Origin of the sequence: Saccharopolyspora sp. SCSIO 74807, assembly GCF_037023755.1 — a bacterium.
GTDB lineage: Bacteria > Actinomycetota > Actinomycetes > Mycobacteriales > Pseudonocardiaceae > Saccharopolyspora_C > Saccharopolyspora_C galaxeae.
Map to the genome: position 1 here is coordinate 5,029,165 of NZ_CP146100.1, position 17,053 is coordinate 5,046,217.

At 66.3% G+C, this 17,053-nt stretch carries 17 protein-coding genes; 3 read left to right on the top strand and 14 right to left on the bottom strand.

The window, feature by feature from the left end:
- Positions 1-27 precede the first annotated feature (27 nt).
- Positions 28-1,986 carry a hypothetical protein gene (locus V1457_RS22990; protein ID WP_338596721.1) on the top strand — a complete coding sequence of 653 codons (1,959 nt, stop codon included), beginning with the start codon at positions 28-30 and terminating at the stop codon, positions 1,984-1,986.
- A 159-nt stretch (positions 1,987-2,145) separates the two neighbouring features.
- Here V1457_RS22990 and V1457_RS22995 read toward each other — a convergent pair whose 3' ends face one another.
- The 14 genes from V1457_RS22995 to V1457_RS23060 form a co-directional block, all read right to left on the bottom strand.
- On the bottom strand, positions 2,146-3,237 hold the full coding sequence (locus tag V1457_RS22995; RefSeq protein ID WP_338596723.1) for an MAB_1171c family putative transporter: 1,092 nt from the start codon (positions 3,235-3,237) through the stop codon (positions 2,146-2,148).
- On the bottom strand, positions 3,234-3,788 hold the full coding sequence (locus tag V1457_RS23000; RefSeq protein WP_338596724.1) for a hypothetical protein: 555 nt from the start codon (positions 3,786-3,788) through the stop codon (positions 3,234-3,236). The genes V1457_RS22995 and V1457_RS23000 overlap by 4 nt, the downstream gene beginning before the upstream one ends.
- Before the next feature lie 152 nt (positions 3,789-3,940).
- A complete protein-coding gene (locus V1457_RS23005; RefSeq protein ID WP_338596726.1) occupies positions 3,941-4,303 on the bottom strand; it encodes a WhiB family transcriptional regulator in 363 nt (120 codons plus the stop codon).
- On the bottom strand, positions 4,300-4,986 hold the full coding sequence (locus V1457_RS23010) for a GGDEF domain-containing protein (protein WP_338596728.1): 687 nt from the start codon (positions 4,984-4,986) through the stop codon (positions 4,300-4,302). The genes V1457_RS23005 and V1457_RS23010 overlap by 4 nt, the downstream gene beginning before the upstream one ends.
- On the bottom strand, positions 4,983-5,633 hold the full coding sequence (locus tag V1457_RS23015) for a hypothetical protein (protein ID WP_338596730.1): 651 nt from the start codon (positions 5,631-5,633) through the stop codon (positions 4,983-4,985). Before V1457_RS23015 ends, V1457_RS23010 begins: the two co-directional genes overlap by 4 nt.
- Positions 5,630-7,504: a TraM recognition domain-containing protein gene (locus V1457_RS23020; RefSeq protein ID WP_338596732.1), complete on the bottom strand. Its 1,875-nt coding sequence runs from the start codon at positions 7,502-7,504 to the stop codon at positions 5,630-5,632. Before V1457_RS23020 ends, V1457_RS23015 begins: the two co-directional genes overlap by 4 nt.
- Entirely contained in the window at positions 7,501-8,598 is a 1,098-nt protein-coding gene (locus V1457_RS23025; RefSeq protein WP_338596734.1) for a C40 family peptidase, read from the bottom strand. The genes V1457_RS23020 and V1457_RS23025 overlap by 4 nt, the downstream gene beginning before the upstream one ends.
- Positions 8,598-9,920 (bottom strand): ATP-binding protein, encoded by a 1,323-nt coding sequence (locus V1457_RS23030; protein ID WP_338596735.1) that lies wholly within the window; start codon positions 9,918-9,920, stop codon positions 8,598-8,600. The genes V1457_RS23025 and V1457_RS23030 overlap by 1 nt, the downstream gene beginning before the upstream one ends.
- A gap of 185 nt (positions 9,921-10,105) precedes the next feature.
- The gene (locus V1457_RS23035) at positions 10,106-11,614 is read right to left on the bottom strand and encodes an SCO6880 family protein (RefSeq protein WP_338596738.1); all 1,509 of its coding nucleotides are present in this window, start codon (positions 11,612-11,614) and stop codon (positions 10,106-10,108) included.
- On the bottom strand, positions 11,614-13,017 hold the full coding sequence (locus V1457_RS23040; protein ID WP_338596740.1) for a hypothetical protein: 1,404 nt from the start codon (positions 13,015-13,017) through the stop codon (positions 11,614-11,616). The genes V1457_RS23035 and V1457_RS23040 overlap by 1 nt, the downstream gene beginning before the upstream one ends.
- Positions 13,018-13,020: 3 nt before the next feature.
- Positions 13,021-13,836: a hypothetical protein gene (locus tag V1457_RS23045; RefSeq protein WP_338596742.1), complete on the bottom strand. Its 816-nt coding sequence runs from the start codon at positions 13,834-13,836 to the stop codon at positions 13,021-13,023.
- Positions 13,833-14,135, bottom strand: coding sequence for a hypothetical protein (locus tag V1457_RS23050; RefSeq protein ID WP_338596744.1), 303 nt, complete (start codon positions 14,133-14,135; stop codon positions 13,833-13,835). The genes V1457_RS23045 and V1457_RS23050 overlap by 4 nt, the downstream gene beginning before the upstream one ends.
- Positions 14,135-15,211 (bottom strand): hypothetical protein, encoded by a 1,077-nt coding sequence (locus V1457_RS23055; RefSeq protein WP_338596746.1) that lies wholly within the window; start codon positions 15,209-15,211, stop codon positions 14,135-14,137. Before V1457_RS23055 ends, V1457_RS23050 begins: the two co-directional genes overlap by 1 nt.
- 261 nt (positions 15,212-15,472) lie before the next feature.
- Positions 15,473-15,700: a hypothetical protein gene (locus V1457_RS23060; protein WP_338596748.1), complete on the bottom strand. Its 228-nt coding sequence runs from the start codon at positions 15,698-15,700 to the stop codon at positions 15,473-15,475.
- Positions 15,701-15,897: 197 nt separating this feature from the next.
- On the opposite strand from V1457_RS23060, the gene V1457_RS23065 reads away from it, so the two are divergent.
- Together V1457_RS23065 and V1457_RS23070 are read left to right on the top strand one after the other, a co-directional pair.
- Positions 15,898-16,332: a helix-turn-helix transcriptional regulator gene (locus V1457_RS23065; RefSeq protein WP_338605083.1), complete on the top strand. Its 435-nt coding sequence runs from the start codon at positions 15,898-15,900 to the stop codon at positions 16,330-16,332.
- Positions 16,333-16,577: 245 nt separating this feature from the next.
- Entirely contained in the window at positions 16,578-16,985 is a 408-nt protein-coding gene (locus V1457_RS23070) for a helix-turn-helix transcriptional regulator (RefSeq protein ID WP_338596750.1), read from the top strand.
- Positions 16,986-17,053: the final 68 nt, after the last annotated feature.

Sequence of the window (17,053 nt, forward strand, 5' to 3'; positions counted from 1 at the left end):
GGAGAACCGCACGACGGGAGTGGCCAGGTGGGTGGAACTCTGCGGGTCAACTCGCTCGCGATCCAAGATCGGCGAGGATGGCAGAAGCCGTACGAGCTGACTGGTCGATTGGTCGGGATCATCGGACCGATCGATCGCGGCAAGAGCTCGATGGTCGACTGCATCGACTTTGTCCTCGGACGCAGCGTGCGGTTCAAGGGCGCCGTCGACGACCAGCTGGTTGCCGTCAAAGCAGGGATGCAGATCGGTGACGAGGAAGTGTTCCTGCACCGCTCCCGTCGCCGGCTTGGAGTCGTCCGGGTCGAAGACTTGGCTGGCGACGAGATCGCAACCGTGCCCATCAACGCCAGCGGGGACCAGCAAGAGCTGTCGGACTGGCTGTTGGCGCGGCTCGGTCTCGACGATGCATTCGCGTCGGTTCGGTTGCCCCATGACAGGCGGCTCTCGTTCGCCTCCGACCTGCTGCCCTACCTGCATGTCCGGCAGGAAGACATCGACCGGTTCGTGATCCGGCCGCAGACCTCCGCGGATGACGCCGCCCGCTTGGCGGTGGCCAAACTGCTATTGGAGTTGATCAACCCGGCATCGGAGCGGCTGGGAGCCCGGATACACGACCTGAACAACGAAATCCGCAACAAGCAGCGCAAAGCTGACCAGGTCCGAGACTTCCTCAACGCCTCACCGGAAACCAACTCCGGCACGCTCGATGCCGACCTGGACCGGCTACGAGACGACGAGACTCAGGCCGCCCAGAGGCTCAAGAGTCTGCGCGACCGGGCCCGCGCCGCCACACAGTTCGCCGAACAGCGTCAGCAGCAGGTGGATCGGGCACGTCAACGTCTCGCCACGGCGGAAGACGGTGTCGATTGGGCGTTGCGCCGACATCGCGAGAAGGCCACCGCGTTAGCCCAGATCGACGCTTCGCTTGCCGAACTTGGTGAAGTCGCTGCTGCCTCGTCGGAAGACCGTGAACGCCTGGCTTTGCTGTACGACGCGTGCCCTGCCTGCGAAACAGACCTCAGCAGCCGTGCGGTTCCGACCGGGCGGTGCAGTCTGTGCACCGAAACACTTCCGGGAGCGGCACAACACAAGGAGAAGCAACAGCTTCAGCGGGCTCGCGAACGTCTGGTGCCCGAGGTCGCAGAGCTCGAGCAGAATGTCACCAGGGCCCGCCACGCAGCAGATCTTGCTCGCGAGCAGCTCGCCCTCGCACGCCGTGCCGTGGACGAGGACACCGCTGATGCCGTTACCCCTTACGTCGACGCGATCACTGCCGCGGCGACCGAGCTGGAAGCGCTGAGGAGCGAGATCACCACGCTTGAGCGCCTTAAGGAACCGCACCGTCGACTCTCCGAGCGGCAGGAGGAGATCAACCGTCTCTCCGAGGAACTAGACCAGGCTCGTGAACAGCAAGTCCGGGTCGGCGCGGAGTTGAACGAGCCGGACGACGTGCTTCAGCGACTCAACAACCTCTTCGGGCGGGTCGTGTCCGAGTTCAGGCTTCCTTGGGCTACCGGCCGCGCTCGGTTGGATCGGGACACGCTTTTGCCGATGGTCGACGATCAGGACTTTGACCAGCGAGGTGGCGGCTCGCGCACTGCGGTCTCAGTGGCTTACAGCCTCACCTTGATGATGTATGCGTTGGAGGATCCGACAAGGTTTCAGCTTCCACAAATGCTGATCCTCGACTCTCCGCAGAAGAACCTCGGGCGCAATGATCATGATCAGGATCTGGCAACCCGGATCTATCGATGGATCATCGACTACTTCGAAGTCCGCCGCGAGGCACTTGGCGGGAGGTACGAGACCTTTCAGCTCGTCATCGTGGACAACAACATCCCCACCGCCGTCCGCAGCGGGTTCGACACGCTGATCCAGTTCAAGGACCCCCACGGGTTCATCCGCGACCTGGACCATCCGCACGGCGAACCCGCTGGATACGAGCAGCTTGCACTCGACGACGAACTCGACCACGACGGGCTCTAATAACCCGTAATTGCTGGTCGCGCACTCTCAAGCGGTCTCATGCTGGCTCGGAACACGGCTCGCCTGGTACATCGGCTAACTGCGCATCGATTGGTGTGCACAACAAGGTGCGGGCGGTGGGTATACGTCGCAGCTTAAAGCCTCGAAGTCCGCGGACGTTCAGTATTCGAGAGACCGGGACAGGCGGCGCAACTCGTCGGCGTCGGCGTCGGCGCCGTCGTCCTCCGGAGGAGCTGCGACCAGTGTTGCGTGCCGCGAGCCGGGCACGACCCCGGCCTTCTCGCGTCGTAGCGCTTCGCGGAACTGCTCGGCCGTGATGCGGTCCGGCCGCTGCGAATCGAGTCCGATGTCGACGAGGTGCGGAGAAAGCTTCACGAGCCCGTCCCGGCATTCGATCAGCCGCCGCCAGTAGCGACGGTGCAGCCGCACCGGCACGAGGCGGTCAAGCCACGGGATAAGAGGACGTCGACGTTCGAGCGCGTTGGACGGGAAAACGTCGTGCAGTGCTTGCCACAAGGGCCGCAGCTCGGAGTAGACGCGGCGGTGCCGCCACCACACGCAGGCGGCGACTACGCGCTCCACAGCACCGACCATGCATACCCCGATCACGAACAGCAACAGGAATGGGCCGATCAAGTCGTTCACCAGGCCGGACAACGCCGGCGAATGCGGAAGCACCATCAGCACAGTACGTACAGCCGAGAGCCCAGCGAAGCCAGCCAAGCCCACCGACGCCACCAGCAACCCGAACCGGGTCCGGCGCGTGGACTCGCGGGCATAGCGCACCGCCCACAGTGCCGCTGCCCCGGTCGCGTAAGCGAAGTAGGCGTTGCCGAGCACGTAGAACACCAACACCGTTGGGTAGCGTTCAGAAGCCACAGTCGCGCTGCTTTGAAGCAAGGCGTCCGGGTTCGGGGTTAGCGCTACGGCCACCGTCATGATCACCAGCACGCTGGCGAGAATCGCCGCTTCCCGCCACGCCCTGCGCGCACCGGCACCGGCGGCGAACAGGAAGAACAGCATCAAGCAGCACCAGCTGCTTGCCAGCGCATAGTTCTTGACCAGGTTTTCGGCCGTGGGGCCGAGGTTGAACGTGTTGCGGATCGCGGCCATAACCGCAGGACTGTCTGCGGCTCGCAGGATCAAGCAAGCGACCACCGCACGCAACGCCGCGCTGCCCGGATTGCGCGCCAGCCGGTAGATGAACCAGGCAGGAGCAACGATGAACGCAAGGAAGGATGTGAGGCTCATAGCCAGGATTCCTGCTGGTCGCCCAAAGCGTGCTGCACGCGATTCGCACGCCCGGTGGCCGCCGGACGTGCGATCGCCTCGTCGACGGCCGCTTTCTCCTCTAGCATCGTCGCGACGATCTCGGCCTGGCGTTCCTCGTCCCGGTCGTAGCTGGTGCGCCGCAATGCTCGACGGATGACATCGGGTGGGATGTCGGGCATCAGCTCATGCCACACCGCGTCCTCGCCGTCGTCCGAATTATGGTTGGCCAGTACGTGGCCCAACTCGTGCGCGATGATGTGCTGCTGGTGGAGCCGGGTCGTCTCCGACTGGTAGAGGATGATTTCCGCCGACGTGGTGGACAACCACAGTCCGAACGGGCCGGGCACCTCGAGCGGGTAGGACAGCAGCTGGATGGGTTTCCCGCGGCGTTCCGCAAGCCGCTCGCACACTTCTTCCATGCTGACCGGGCGGGTGATGTGCAGTGCAGCGAGTTCGCCGCGCAGACGCCGCCGTAGGGCTTGTTCACTCCGGTAGCGGCGAAGCGCGTTCTGCCTCCGATTCGTGCTCACGGTGTGCCCCCTGTTTGTCCTGTTCCATCCGGTCGCATCGTCGCATCGCAAGACCGATAACGCGTCGGGATGAGCCAATAGATCCCGCGGTGGGGCGAGTACAGCGACAGAAGTAACCCATCCGGGTGTACGCGCGTGTCGTCATCGCAAGTTCATGACGCAGCTCGTTCTTGCGCTTCCCCTTCGAGCAAGTTGCGCATAATGTCCGTATCTGAAGGCGGGGTGTGCTGTGGAATGGACCCGATCGCGCGCCAGTGGGCCAGCAGGCGTGCCCTTTCTCCGGCCGTGGTGGCTCCGCGAATGCCGTGCTGTTCGCTGCGCGGGCGAGTGAGTTCGTCCAGGAGACACTCGGTCTGCACCGGGCAGCTCCGGCAAACCGCCTTTGCGCTCTGACGACGTTGGTGTGCTTGCCAGCCAGGTTCGTATACGTCGTCGCGTCCGTACCAGAGATGTGGGTCGGTTCCTGCACATGCAGCGTGGCGTTCCCAGGGGGCGCGGTAGTCGTGGAGAGTCATGGGGCCGTCCCGACTTGGACGCTTCCGTGATCGTCCACGCACGGAGCTGACGGACTCCGAACCGGGCGCACAGGCGGAGTGGAGTGCAGATCGGGATCGTAGCGGCACCAGCCCGTACGGAAGACCTTCGCGTCATACATGGCGTCGTCCGCTGCGGCGACAGCTTCGCGAAGCTGAGCCGTGGGCAAGTCGGTCAGGACTGCGAGTCCAATCGACGCCCCGATGTGCATGGCATGGCCCCGAATCCGCAAACGGGCTGTCAAGCCATCCAGCAACGTGTCGGCCGCGCTGGCGAGCGTCTCCACCGGAAGTTTTGCGAGAAACACGAACTCGTCTCCCCCAAGCCGTGCCAGCAACGCGTCCGCGGGCAGCGCGGCACGCAGGCGCGTGGCTATCGCACGGAGCACCCGATCGCCGGTGGAATGGCCGAAGGTGTCGTTCACGTGCTTGAATTCGTCGAGATCCACCATTCCGCACAAATCGGTCCGGCGGAGTAGCGCAGGCGCAGTGATCTCCCACCCGGCGCGAGTGAGCAGTCCGGTGGCGGGGTCGCGGCGGGCGTGGCGGAGTTCGCGTGTGCGGTGGTGCAGGCGGCGAGCCGTACTGGCCCAGCCAACGCCGGCAGCTACAGCTCCGGCGCCCGCGGCGGCCGCACAGGTCTGGTGAAACCGAATGCTGCTCATTGAGATTCCTTTCGAGACGGTGTGGCATCGGAGCGCTGCTCGGATTCGGCGGCAGCGAAGCGGTTCGCGCGGTAGACCGCGCCGACCTCGCGGTGGCGCCCGTCGAGGCAGTGCGGGTGGACCCACTCGGCCAGGCGTGCCGCGAATCCGGGCCGGGTTTGCTGGAGCCAGAGCTGGGCGTCGCGCACGTTCGCTGTCGTTCCTATGTGGGCGCGACGCCACGAGTAGGCCAGGACTGCGACCTCTTGAGCCAAACCGGGATGCTCTGCCCAGCAAACAGGGATCGCTCTCGCCTGAGATCCCGCGATGCCTAGGAACGTGGTGTTGTACCAACCGACGAAGTTCTGCACAGTCCACAGTGGTGTGTGGTTGTCGGAACGGTGTAGCCGATCCTCGGCCGCGGCCGGGGGCGCGAACAACACCCACGGAGCGGGTCGGTCGGCGGGTTCGTCCTCGGCACCGTCGGGTTCGTCGGGATCCCCGTTCTCCAGGGTCTCGATCCGCCCCCGCAGAGCAGTGAGTTTGGAAGTGAGGCCGCCGACGATCTCGGTGAGTGCCTCGACCTGTGCCTCCAGCGGCGAGGTGCCGCCGTCACTCGGTTCAGCAGAGTTCTGGGAGCGTCGCGGCGTTATTTCCTCATCGCTCACCGGGCATCCACCTCCGGTGCTCGCGGTGTCGGTTGGGTCGTAGTGGTGTAGCCGTCCGGAGTGATCGCGGCGGTTCCGTCGCGCACCGCTGCTTGGTCTGTGCGCAGCTGCGGCCAGTCGCCACGACGGGAAACGTCAACAGTCCGGGCCAGAATCGGCCGCAGGTGGCGGTGGAAGACGAGCACACGACCGCGGGGCAAGGTGCGAACCGCACCAGCGCGATAGGTAGGCACGTCCTCGGTACCGACGCTGGTGCGACCGATCCCGAGCAGTCCGTCGCTCTGCTGCTGGTATCGGCGCCGTTCGTGGTACGAGGACAGCGTCGAGACCAGTTCGAGGGTCTTGGTGTCCTTGATGCCGCCCCAGAACGTCAGCGTCGTGGTGTTGTCGAGCAGCTGGCGTCTTCCCGATTCCCCGTAGAGATCTTCCAGGTGTGCCATGGATTGGGCTGCCCAGTGGATGATCACGCCTCGTCCTGCCGAGTCGGCGAGGATTTCGGGCAGCTTCGGAATCGGCGTGGCGTCGTAGAGCTCGTCAAGGTCGTTGGTCGCAGGCGGATCGAGACGCCGGGACGGGTACGACAGCGCCATCTCCTGCTCGGTGGTGAGGATGTCCTCGACCAGCGCTGTGAGCACCGGACGAACCTGCGCGGCTTGGTGCTTGTCGGCGACGAGGAACAACGAGCCCTGGTTAGCCACGAAGGCGTGGGCGTCGAACTCCTCCCCTGCTTTCGGTGAGCAGAGTTCTCGGAGGTGCGGGTCCAGCCATGGCTCGATCACGCGCCGTACGCTCAACCACACGGCATCGGAGGTCTCCGCGACCATGCCGATCTCGGCGGCCAGGTTGTCGGCCAGCTCGACGAACCCGCGTCGACGCAGCAACTCGACGGGTTCCTGGTCCGGTGGCTTTGTGATCGACCAGCTGACCAGGTCGCCGACTCCCCTGCCGTCGTGGGCGGCGGCCAGCAGGTACGCCTGCACGACGGTCTTCGCTCTCTCGCGGAAGATCTTGTCGTTGCCGCCGACCTCGGACAGGCCAACAGCGGAGGCGTCGACGAGGGTTTCGGCACGCCGCCTCGCCACGGCGAAGTCCTTGCATCCGGGGATCGGTGAAGGCCGGATCTGGGCCGGCCACTGCACTTTGCCGGTGGTGTCGAACACCATCACCGGGCCCGCCCCGGGCCGACGCGAACGGGCCAGGGCCGCGAACTCGACCAAGTCCGGTTTCGTCGTGCTGCACAACAACGCGCCGGGCGCTGCCAGAGCTTTGTGCACGACATCGGTGCGGGACTTGCCGGACTGAGTCGGCGCGAACGCACCTGTCGGGTTTTCCAAAGGTGTGCCCAGGATTTGCCGATGAGGACATCGGTGCAACGGCGCGGCGACCTGCTCAAGCGGCGCGCGGCGGCGCTCTCGCGGAGTCAAGCTCGGTCGAGTCCATTCGGCAGCTCGCCGTGCCGCCTCCAGCGACAGCTCACCGCGGATATCGCGGCGGCTGGCATGTCCCGGCTGGGTGGGTCCGAAGCGGGACCATGCAGCCATTCCCACGACGGCTACGACGGCAGCACAGGTCCCCAGAAAAGCGCCGGTGATCGACCAGTACGACCTCGGTTTCTCGGCCAACGCGGCAGTCCATGGGTCGCCCAGGTCCGCGGCTGGCTCTGCGGGATGACCTAGCACGGAGAGCACGCCAGGAATCCAGGACTCGAACGCGGGCATCCGCCACGGCCCGCCTTCGAGCACGGTTGCGGCCGCCGCACCGAGCATGAACAGACCGGCTACGGCCAGTGTCAACGACAGCACGGCGATAAGGAGCCCCATCAGGACCATGTCGCGATCAGCGGTCGGTGAGAAGGTCGGTGCTCGGCTCATGCCCGTTCTCCTCGGGGTTCGGCGACGCGCCGGATGGCGACGACTTGCCCAGCCCAGTCGTCGAGTTTTGCGACCACTACCCCGGTTTTCTCGTCGTAGGCGTTGACGATGTGCCCGTAGCCGACGTACATCCCGACGTGCCGCGGGTTGCTGGGTGATCCGAGAGATCCGGGGATGAACACCAGGTCACCTGGTTGGATCTGGTCGAGGGAGCTGACGGCCCGGCCGTCATGGACCTGGCTGACGGTGCCCGCGGAGACAGGTACCCCAGCGTGCGCCCAGGCGGCTTGCATTAGCCCGGAACAGTCGAAGGCATCCGGCCCCTTGGCTCCATAGACGTACGGCTTTCCGCGCTGTGCCAGCGCGTATTCGACGGCGGCTCGTTGAGCAGGGTCGGCCGGCAGCTGGAAACCAGGCGGCAAACTTTGCGGATCGAGCGGTGTATTCGGGCCGCCCTGCCCCTGGTCTGGGCAGCTCGCCGTGGCCTGCTGCGCCAAGTCGGCTTGAGACCCGCCTCCGGGCGGAAGCGGATTGTCCAGCCCGGTCCAGAACTTGCTCATCAAAGCGCTAGCGGCGGCTTCCTGCGGGGCGTAGCGGTCCGGGTAAGCGGATGCCTGCACCGTCTGCTGGGCCACGCCGGGCGGCATGTCCCACCACCCATCAAGGGCCGTTAGGTGGTCCAGGAACGTGCCAGTCGCGTAGACCGGGTTGGTCACCTGTTCCGGAGTTCCCCATCCCATCGACGGCCGCTGTTGGAAAAGCCCGAGGCTGTCGCGGTCGCCGTGACTGACGTTGGTCAGGTCCGACTCAACGATCGCAGTAGAGATGGCGATGACCGCGGCACGTTGCGGCAGCCGCCGTTGCTGCGTGATCGCGGTGATGGTCTGTGCGTTGGTCATCTGCTCGCCGTTCCACTGCCGGTCGCCGACCTGCTGACCGCCACCGCCAGGCCCGCTACCGGCGCCGCAGTTGAGCGCGGCACCCGTTGCTGTGGCCACGGCCATGACTGCGATACCGACCAAGAGCAGTGGCAGCACGACGAGAACTGCTGTGGCGGCGGCGAATGCCAGAAGAGTGCGCGAGGAGTTCGGCATCACCGGCCTCCGTCCGCACGCAGCTGCGCGTTGGTGTCGAACACGGCTTTCTCGCAGCTGGAGAGCACGGTTTGGACCTTGTAGCCGGGCTGGTTCTCCAACTTCCACAGCGCCCGACCTTGGCGTTCCATGCACCAGCCCGTGGTGACATCCTGCTCGGGTTCACCGAGCCCGAGATCGTCGGCGAGTTCGTCAGCGACCCTTGTGGACTGTCCGAACAGGATTCTCGTGCTGCACAACGCGAGCAGATCCTTGGCGATCGCCACTTCTTGCGAGCCGGCACTCCCGACGGAGAGGAAGTCCGACGGCTTGTGTCCGACCAGGACTTGGATCTTGCGTTCGGTGCGTGAGAGCCGCAGGTCTGAGTCGACGGCTTGGACGGTCTTGACGCCCAGCCTCATCTGCCGCCAAACCTCGTCGCGTACGACGATCCGGATTTCGCCGTCCTCTTGCAGATCGGTGATCAAGCTGGCCCAGGAGCCCAGAACGGTCAGCGCCACCGCAACGGCCTGATCCCCGCGAGAACGCAACAGGGACAGGTCCATCGACTGGATCGGCGCGTTCCAATCCAGTTCGAAGTTGGTGGGCTCGTCGAACAAGCCACTGAGCGGTCCGGAGATGAGATTGCCGAGCGCATCAGTGATCGGACGCAATGTGTCGAGGAACTGACGCCGGTCGGCGAAGCGTGCGATCTCCACCAGCTCCGGTGCAGGGTCGGCCAGCGCGCGGTGAACCTCGGGGATGGTCACCGGACGTACCCGGTCGTTGCCGTCGGCAGCCCCGACCAGACGCCGCAGTACCTGCGAGAGCACGGCTTCATCGCTGACGGTGGCCGGGTAGCCCTGTGCTTCGGCGAGAGCGACCAGCAGTTTCGTCCACCGCCCGAGCACGCCATCGAGTTCGTCACGCTGACGCCCGACTGACCAGGAATCCCATCTGGTGGCCAACGGCCCCAGGTCCAGCGCGTTGAGTCGAGCCGGTGAGCCTCGCCCGAGCGCGATGGGTTCGATTCCCAGCGCTCGCAGCAGGGGCGAGTATTCGCCCTTGACGTCACCGGAAATCAGGGTGCGGGTGCCGAACAGCATCATCCGCAGCAGAAGTGCGACCACTGTGGACGACTTGCCGCGGCCGGGCTCGCCGAACACGACCAGGTTCGGGTTGGTCACCAGCCCGTTGAGCACCCAGTCGATCGGCGAGCAGTAGAAGGCGCCGCCGCTCAAGGTGTCGTAGCCGATGCGGGCACCCATCGCGGGATTCGCGTTCGCCGCCAGCAGTGGGAACAACCCGCCGATCTCATGCGTGGCCGCCAAGAAGGTCGGCAACGGCGCTTCCACTGGAGCCCAGCCGTATCCGACCGCGGTACGTCCGCGGCGCGGAGCTTGCAGCCGATTGATGCGCTGCCCCCGCTGGTCACGGCGAGTTGGCGGTGCTGTCGGCCGAGCCCGTGTCGGGGGCGGAGCGCCGAACTGGCTTAGCAGCTGTGCGGTGTCGCGTGCCGAGTTTCGCGTCAAAGCAGACCTCCTCGGGAGCGGGGCAGGCCGATGCCCAGCGGGAGGCAGGCGGCGACGAACGCCGAGTCCTGCGCGAGATCGAGCCGCAGCAGGCGGAACCGGCCAGCGCTGTCGTTTTCCAGGCGTGCCGCGTGGTCCTCGACCGTCCAGTTCGCGGGGACGGTCACCGAGGACACGGCGGAGAACCTGACCAGGCTGTGGCCTGCTGCGACCGCGCGCTCTTGCGCCTGCGCACCGCTGGCCTCGCGATCCTCCGATGCGGAGGCGGAAAACCCCTTCGCGGACTTGTAGTCGCGCAGCACCCCGGTGCGGAACCGCAGGCTCTGCACTTCGCGCGAAGCCTTGCGAGAGTCCAAGACCTCGTAATGGATTGCCAGCGTTCGCCGCTCGCCGGCTGTGCGCACTGCCAGCAGCGGCGACAACGAACCGAACACGGTGCCCGCTTCGGGCATCAGCACCGAGTACGACACCGTCGAGTAAGCATCGTGGTCGTAGCGGCGCATCGACGACGGCGGTGCGGCGACCGGTCCGGCGGCAGCCTTCGGCAGCCCGTCTTCGGGTTCCCCGCTGATGTGCCCGGCCCGCAGCACTGCGCTGGAGTCAGGGTTGAACCCAGTGCGGATGGCCTCGGCGAGCGCGCTGCCGGACAGCCATTCCACCGAGGTCGCTCCCAGCGATTTGAGTGGATCTTCCAAGCCGTCGATCACCCGGTAGAGAACCCGAGCTCGGCCTTCGATGCCGCCGCCCGCGGCCGCCGCTGGTTTTCGCAGCGCGTCCTCGGACCCGGCAATGGTTACGAACACCTCGTGCCGGACGCTCGCGTTGCCGATGGTGTGGTCGAGTTCGTCGGCTGCCCGGCGTGCGAGATCGGGAGCGTTGTGAACTTCGTGTTCGCGACGCCAGATGTCGTGCTCGGTGCCGTCGTCGGGCACGGTGCGTACGAGCAAGCTGAGCCGGTCGACGACGTCGCGGTGCCCAATGGACAGCAGCAGGGTTCCCAACCGGGAAGCCAGTCGTTCGCACTGTTCCGCGGACAGCAGCCCGACTCCGGAGTGAGTAAGCCGCGCGGTCGCGCCCCACCGGCCGTCGCCGGTGTCGTGGATAAGGCACACCCGCCCCCGGTCCCGCAGCGGTGGGCCATCCGGCAGCGCGATCCGTTGCAGGACGCCAGGTAGGTCAGGCTCGTCAGGGGTAATTGGATTTCCAGCCGCGGCCGCGGATTGCCACCGCGACCAGCCGGTGGCAGCACCGAGCTGGTGCAGCAGCAGGTGCGCCAGCCACCGCAGCGCCGGTCGTCCGCGTATCGGCACCACGACCAGAGTGGCGATCCCGCCACAGACGACGAGCAGAAGTAGTGCGTCGGTGAACTGGCCAGCCGACACGGTCCACAACACCGGCACTGCCAACACCAGGCAGGTCACCGCCTGCACCGGGGTAAGGCCCATGATCCATCCGGCACGTTCGCGCCGGGACAAGCCTCGATAGATCCGAACGTGATGGCTCATCAGACAATCACCGCTGCTTCCGCTGCTTCACTGCTGGAGGCGCCAGCGCCGCCTCCGCCACTGGTCTTGGGGCCGGATCCGCCGCCGCCACCGCGAGGGCCGCCGCTGTCGTCGGGCGGTTCCTGACCGCCGTGGTCGGGAGGTTCGGGGGGAGGTGGTTCGTCTCCACCGGAACTGCCGCTGCCGTCGCTGTGCTGCGGACCGACCCCGTCGCTGCTGGTTACCGAACCGCGGTTGGCCGCCGGGGGTTGGGTGTCCTCGGCATCGGCCTCATCGGAGTTCTGCTCGCCCTCCCCTGGCTGGGACGAGTCGTCCGAGGAGGAGTCGCCGAAGGACGAGCCAGAACCGTTGCCGATTCCGTAGGTGTCCATCTCCTGGTTGCCGTAGTCGGCCGCTGCCGCATCGAAGCGGCCGGAATGCACGTCCTCCTGCGTCGAGCCACCGCCGCCATCGGAGCCGCCACCAGACCCGCCTCCGATGCCGGTGAGGGCATCGGCAGCTTGCATGGCGGGGTTTCCGGAGCCGTAGCTGTCCATCCCAGCGCTGGAGAGCGCGTCGCGGAATGCACCACCCGCGTCGGTGTTGGGGTCGACGAACGCAAACAGCCGGAACAGCACGAACGGGGTGAACACGCTCACCACCAGGACCCCGATTCCGGCGAGCAACCCCGACAACCCCTGCGAACCGCCGACGAGAGCGACGCCCAACGCCAGTGCCAGCGCCAGAACCGGCTTCATAGCGATGCAGGCCAGCAGCCATCGCGCGGTCTTCCAAAACCACGACTTGCTGACGTTGGCCAGCAGACCGGCGGCAGTGATCGGGATCGTGGCGACCAGCAGGTACACGGCCGCTTCGCGGAAGAGCATCTCCAGGCAGTAGCCGATAGCCGCGGGAACGACGCCGATGACGGCACAGATCCCGAGCACGACGGCTTTGACCCCGTCCGCCGCTCCATCAGCGAATCCGGTGTGGTGCAGCGCTTCTTGGAAGTTCGCCGATTGCAACCCGTGGTTGAGGATGCCTTCCGTGAGCCCATCGGCGGCTACGAGGAACGTGCCGACCAGGCCGGTGGTCACCGCGAGCGCGATGCCGTACTGCATCGGGCCGGTCGCGAGCCGTAGGAACCCGCGGCCTCCGCGCAATGAAGTCATGGTCAGCTGCCAGAAGAAGAGCCCCAGCGCCAGGACGCCGGAGATCCACAGCATCATCGGCCACAGCACCCCGACTGGTCCACTGTGGACGTCGACTACGAACACCGAGAACCTGTCGGCGAGGGAGAACGCGGCGCGAAGCAACGCCAGGCTGCCGTCCCACAGCATCCGCATGGCCCCCTCGAACGCAGATGCCGCGAGTTCGGCAAGTCTGCCGCCGAGAGCGCTGCCGATGTCGTCGAAGGGCCACATGGTTCAGCCCTCCCGCAGTTCGCGGTAGCCCGCGGCCACGGCGTCAGCGCTGCCTGGCCACGCGTTCGGTGCCGGTGCGGCCAGCGGTGTTGCGGCGATGCGCCATTCGCGGCCGTTCCAGCGCAGCGCTTGGCAATCTCCGATCCCGGCGGTGACCGTCTGCCCGCGGTAGTCGACCGAGTACTGCCCTAGGACGCAGGCCACCACCACGTTTCCGCGTTCGGCGGTACCTTTGATCTGCCCTTGGACCACGTCGTAATCAGCGGTCAGTCCAGGAACCATCCCGGCCGGGTTCAGTCCCGCCGACGTGCGCAGTGATCGCAGCAGCGCATGCAGCCCGGTGTCGTCGGCCGGTGGTGCTCCCGATTCGGACTGCTCGGTGAATCCGCGCGTGTAGGTGGCGGGGTCCGCACCGCGCAGAGCTGTTTCGTCCAGGGACGCCAGTTGCGCGAGCGCTCCCTCTGGTGTCCCGGGCGTGCTCGAAGGAATCCACCGCCCTGCCTGCTGCTGAGTCCGGGGGATCGTGATCACGGGTCCGGCCGAGTCAGTGCTCAGTGGTTGCGGCTGCACTGCTTGCGGCGGGAGCTGCAACATCGGCCGACGCACCAGCTCCAAGCTGTCCCGGTCGGGGTCTTCGGGGATGGCTCCGATCAGAGGCTGCGGGCTGGGCGGTGGCGCCGGAACGTCGTCGGGGGTTATCCGGGAGATCAGAACGGCGACCACCACAGCCAGCAGCGCCAGCACTCCAAGGGTGATCGCGGCCTCGCAAAGCTCCGGACTGAGGCGGTAACGGCGCTTGTCGAAATCCGGGGGCCTCATGCGCCGCCCCCGGCGAAGTGGTTGATCAGCGGGTAGCCGACGGCGTACAGCAAGCCGCCCGCGACACCGCAGAGCATCATGACCACGCCGACCTTGCCCGCGCGGTGGTGATCGACCCACCGGCCACCGGCCCACACGGCCAGCCCGGCGAAAAAGCCCACCACCAAGGCGATTCCTGCGCCCCATTTGAACGTGCCGGCGACTTCGGTGACCTTGTCGGCACCGGGAGGTGCTACGGGGGCTGGGTTGGGGATCTGAGACAGGATCGGCAATGCGAAGTCGGTTACGTGCTGGATCATCAGCGGGCCGCCTTTCGGGGTGCAGCGGGGACGGCGGAGCGGGTGTTGGGCTGCAGCGACAGGTGCTGCAGCAGTGGATTCATGGCCCCTCGCAGACGTGCTGGAGTGATTTCCGCGGTGATTCCGCTTCGGGCCAACTCGTTGTCGTGGGGCAGGAAAAGCGCGCTCTCGAGCAGCGCCGCCGTGCGCCGTCCTGCCGCGCCCGGGACCCCTACAGGCCATTTCTTCGCACCGAGCACAACCAGCTGGGCCGGGCGCGTGGTGGTACCGGTCTGATCCCATGCGGCCAACCGCGCCAGGACCTGCTCGGCGTGCAGCAGCGACGGTCGAGTCGGCCGGCACACCAGTAGCGGCACGGGCGCCGGAGTCCCGGTGCGCAACCAGGCACCTGCCCCGGCTAGCGGGTGAGCGGCCACCCGCCACGGGTCGTGCCCGATGTCGATCACAGTGGCCTGCACCGAATGGGCGGCCGGTTTGAAAAACCGGGGCGACGGCACCATGCCGGGGGTGATGACCGGCAACGTGGTTTCGATACGCGCCACGACCGCCTGAGCCCGCCACGAGGCTCGAATACGCACTGCCGGATGCGGGCCGTCGAAGACCGGTCCGTCCGAACGGGACGCAGTAGCCAGACCCGAGCGAGCCGGGTCGGCGGTGTCCACCATCAGGACGCGGTGTCCAGCAACCTGCAAGGCGTCAGCGAGCACAGTGGACACCACCGACGCGCCCGCACCTGGCGAGGCCGCCAGTACCGGGACCACCGCCCCGAAACCGGCCCAGTCAGCAGCTCCAAGAGCCGCCGGCGCGAACCCCTGATGTTGCACTGCGGCGGCGGCTTGTCCGGTGGCCGCAGCGGTGCGGTGCGCGACGTCGTCTCCGTCGACACCGGCCGAGCCAGTAGAGGCCGCCGCAGCGAGCCGACCGGCTTCGACCGCACCGACAACATCTGGGCTGGGAAGGTTTCCGCGCAGAGCAGTGGCAGCGCCTGCCAACCGGCGGTCGCGCTGGTCGAGATCTGCGGCGGCATCCGCTACTTCAACCGACGCATGGGACTTGTGCACGGCCGATGGCGACACGCACGGCCGCATAGCGCAGGAAGCCGTTGCTCCGTCCTGGCGCGGCGAGGAGGGCGTGCTGCCCGTTGTCGGTTTTGTGTGCGGCAGATGAGACATGAGTGCTCTCCAGATAGGACAGTCTTGACGTGATCTGCGGAAACACGCGCGACTTCGGACGCGCGGCCCCATCGCCCGAGACCTGGAGATCCGGGCACTTTTTGACGGAATGGATGCGGTGTTCCTGCCGCTGCCAACCGACGCGCGGCATCGGCCGAGCAACGCTCAGCGCTGCTGGCGGGGAAGCACGGGAATTTTCGTGAAAACGCAGACGCCCGACACGAAACTAAACAGCGTGCCGCGGACGATGGGCCACTGAATGGCGGCCCGGAAGCGCGGAATCAGCTCTGTGGTGCAAAACGATTCATGTGAAGCTCCTTTTGCCGAGATCTTTTCGCCGTCGATGACGACCGACCGAAGATCGCCCCGTCCGATGTGGCTGCGTCGGGGCACCCGGGCGCCCCACTGGCTCCGAGAGCTCGGCGCGAAGATTGCTTACTCGCCCGAGTGGTGGATCTCCACCCCGCCCCTTGTTCCGCTATAGTGGACCGGATGACTCCAAGGTAAGCCGGAGCACACTGGGGTGTCAACTATAGCGGACAGTCGGTTCCGAGGTCCGCTTTAGTGGACCAAGGAAGTGGGTGGCCGAGATGGCCGACAACAACATCGACATGAGCTTCGCCGCGCAGCTCCAGCGGCTTTTCGACAGCTACCGCAGGGAGGACGGCAAGCGGTACACCGCCAAGGAGGTCGCCGACGAGATCTCCTACCGCGGACGGGTGCAAGTCTCGAAGAGCTACCTCTACGAGCTACTCAAGGGGCAGAAGACCTCGCCGAGTCTGACGCTCGTGCAAGCCCTCGCGGAGTTCTTCGAGGTCAATCTCGACTACTTCGCCGACGACGAGCGCGGCCGCGACCTCAACCGCCAGTACGAGACGGTCGCAGCCCTGGCGGATGCGGACGTACGCCAGATCGCCCAACGCGCTCGCGACCTCTCCCCCGACCAGCTGCGCAGCGTCCTGCAGTACGTGGATTTCGTGCGAACGACCAGGGACGACGCCGACACCGACCACCCGGACATATGACCCCCAAGCCGGATGCCGCAGTTGGCGATCACCCTGTGGCCCGGGCGCCGGCTGCTCACATGAGCGCTATCTGAGCAGCAGGCTTCGATCCCGAACAGCCCGAAGTTCCGGTCGATCCCGTCTCCGCCGGTATCAACTGTAGGAGCTGTCCGATATACTGGACTACGCATAGTAGGCCAGCTGTCAACTTACCCAGACAATCGACATCGAGAGTCCGCTGAAGAAGACGCATGGAGGTAGCGATCGTGGCCGACGACGCAGCGGAAGCTGACGCGGGCACGTCGTTCGGCGCCAAGCTGCAACAGCTGTTCACGACCGTCCTCCGCGAAGACGGCACCCAACACCGCAAGCCCGATGTGGCCGCAGCGGTCGGGGTCTCCCGCGGCTACCTCTACGACCTCCTCGCCGGCAAGAACGAGCCAAGCCACGCCGTGGTCGTCGCACTCGCCAAGCACTTCGACGTGGAGGTCGAGTACTTCTCTGACTCCGAGCGTGGCCAGCGGCTAGATGAGCAGTACGCGATGCTGGCCGACCTTGGCGCGAACAACGTACGCCAAATCGCCCACCGCGCCCGCGGCTTGAGCCCCGAGGCACTGAGCCGGGTCCTCCGCTACATCGAGTTCGAGCAGAACCAAGACGGCACCAGCCGCTGAGCCCGGAGGAACAAGAGCCGGAGCTGCTCACCAAAAATTCTCGCACGCGGATCCGACAGTCTCAGTAA

Bases quoted from the DNA above. Each gene is read 5' to 3' on its own strand.
- V1457_RS22995 (WP_338596723.1), bottom strand. From the start codon at position 3,237: ATGAGCCTCACATCCTTCCTTGCGTTCATCGTTGCTCCTGCCTGGTTC.
- V1457_RS23005 (WP_338596726.1), bottom strand. From the start codon at position 4,303: ATGACTCTCCACGACTACCGCGCCCCCTGGGAACGCCACGCTGCATGT.
- V1457_RS23010 (WP_338596728.1), bottom strand. From the start codon at position 4,986: ATGAGCAGCATTCGGTTTCACCAGACCTGTGCGGCCGCCGCGGGCGCC.
- V1457_RS23020 (WP_338596732.1), bottom strand. From the start codon at position 7,504: ATGAGCCGAGCACCGACCTTCTCACCGACCGCTGATCGCGACATGGTC.
- V1457_RS23025 (WP_338596734.1), bottom strand. From the start codon at position 8,598: ATGCCGAACTCCTCGCGCACTCTTCTGGCATTCGCCGCCGCCACAGCA.
- V1457_RS23035 (WP_338596738.1), bottom strand. From the start codon at position 11,614: ATGAGCCATCACGTTCGGATCTATCGAGGCTTGTCCCGGCGCGAACGT.
- V1457_RS23040 (WP_338596740.1), bottom strand. From the start codon at position 13,017: ATGTGGCCCTTCGACGACATCGGCAGCGCTCTCGGCGGCAGACTTGCC.
- V1457_RS23045 (WP_338596742.1), bottom strand. From the start codon at position 13,836: ATGAGGCCCCCGGATTTCGACAAGCGCCGTTACCGCCTCAGTCCGGAG.
- V1457_RS23050 (WP_338596744.1), bottom strand. From the start codon at position 14,135: ATGATCCAGCACGTAACCGACTTCGCATTGCCGATCCTGTCTCAGATC.
- V1457_RS23065 (WP_338605083.1), top strand. From the start codon at position 15,898: ATGGCCGACAACAACATCGACATGAGCTTCGCCGCGCAGCTCCAGCGG.